Source organism: Paenibacillus vini (assembly GCF_018403325.1).
Classification (GTDB): Bacteria; Bacillota; Bacilli; order Paenibacillales; family Paenibacillaceae; genus Fontibacillus; species Fontibacillus vini.
On record NZ_BOSL01000045.1, the window covers coordinates 1 to 778 of the forward strand.

7 tRNA genes and 1 rRNA gene are annotated in these 778 nt (G+C 54.0%); all 8 read left to right on the forward strand.

The features are described 5' to 3' along the window. Window positions 1-7: 7 nt before the first annotated feature. The 8 genes from rrf to KJS57_RS26045 all read left to right on the forward strand — a co-directional run bounded on the left by rrf (window position 8) and on the right by KJS57_RS26045 (window position 736). Window positions 8-124, forward strand: a 5S ribosomal RNA gene (gene rrf, locus KJS57_RS26010). Between the two features lie 6 nt (window positions 125-130). Beyond that, window positions 131-206 (forward strand) — tRNA-Asn (locus tag KJS57_RS26015). A gap of 3 nt (window positions 207-209) precedes the next feature. Then, window positions 210-285, forward strand: a tRNA-Thr gene (locus KJS57_RS26020). Window positions 286-300: 15 nt separating this feature from the next. Further along, a tRNA-Glu gene (locus KJS57_RS26025) sits at window positions 301-375 on the forward strand. 20 nt (window positions 376-395) lie between these two features. Continuing rightward, window positions 396-471: transfer RNA gene (locus KJS57_RS26030), tRNA-Val, on the forward strand. Window positions 472-483: 12 nt separating this feature from the next. Continuing rightward, window positions 484-558: transfer RNA gene (locus tag KJS57_RS26035), tRNA-Gln, on the forward strand. Between the two features lie 10 nt (window positions 559-568). After that, window positions 569-641 (forward strand) — tRNA-Lys (locus tag KJS57_RS26040). An 11-nt stretch (window positions 642-652) separates the two neighbouring features. After that, a tRNA-Leu gene (locus KJS57_RS26045) sits at window positions 653-736 on the forward strand. The last annotated feature ends 42 nt before the right edge of the window (window positions 737-778 follow it).

Here is a 778-nt window from a genome sequence, read left to right on the forward strand (position 1 = left end):
TGAACCGTTTGGTGGCGATGGCGGAGGGGTTCCACACGTACCCATCCCGAACACGACCGTTAAGCCCTCCAGCGCCGATGGTACTTGGACCGAAGGGTCCTGGGAGAGTAGGACGCCGCCAAGCATATATTCCCTGATAGCTCAGTTGGTAGAGCACTCGACTGTTAATCGAGTTGTCACAGGTTCGAGTCCTGTTCGGGGAGCCATTTGCTCTCATAGCTCAGTAGGTAGAGTGCATCCATGGTAAGGATGAGGTCACCGGTTCGATCCCGGTTGAGAGCTCCACTTTTGTTACTGGATGGCCCGTTGGTCAAGGGGTTAAGACACCTCCCTTTCACGGAGGTAACAGGGGTTCGAATCCCCTACGGGTCACCATCTTTCTGAAACCTACATATGGAGGCTTAGCTCAGCTGGGAGAGCATCTGCCTTACAAGCAGAGGGTCGGGGGTTCGATCCCCTCAGCCTCCACCATGATTGTTTTGTTGGGGATTAGCCAAGCGGTAAGGCAACGGACTTTGACTCCGTCATCCATAGGTTCGAATCCTATATCCCCAGCCATTTCATTCATGAGCCATTAGCTCAGTTGGTAGAGCACCTGACTTTTAATCAGGGTGTCGAAGGTTCGAGTCCTTCATGGCTCACTTTTCACAGTGCGCGTGTGGCGGAATTGGCAGACGCACTAGACTTAGGATCTAGCGTCTTTGACGTGGGGGTTCAAGTCCCTCCACGCGCACCATCTTTGCGGACGTGGCTCAGCGGTAGAGCATCGCCTTGCCAA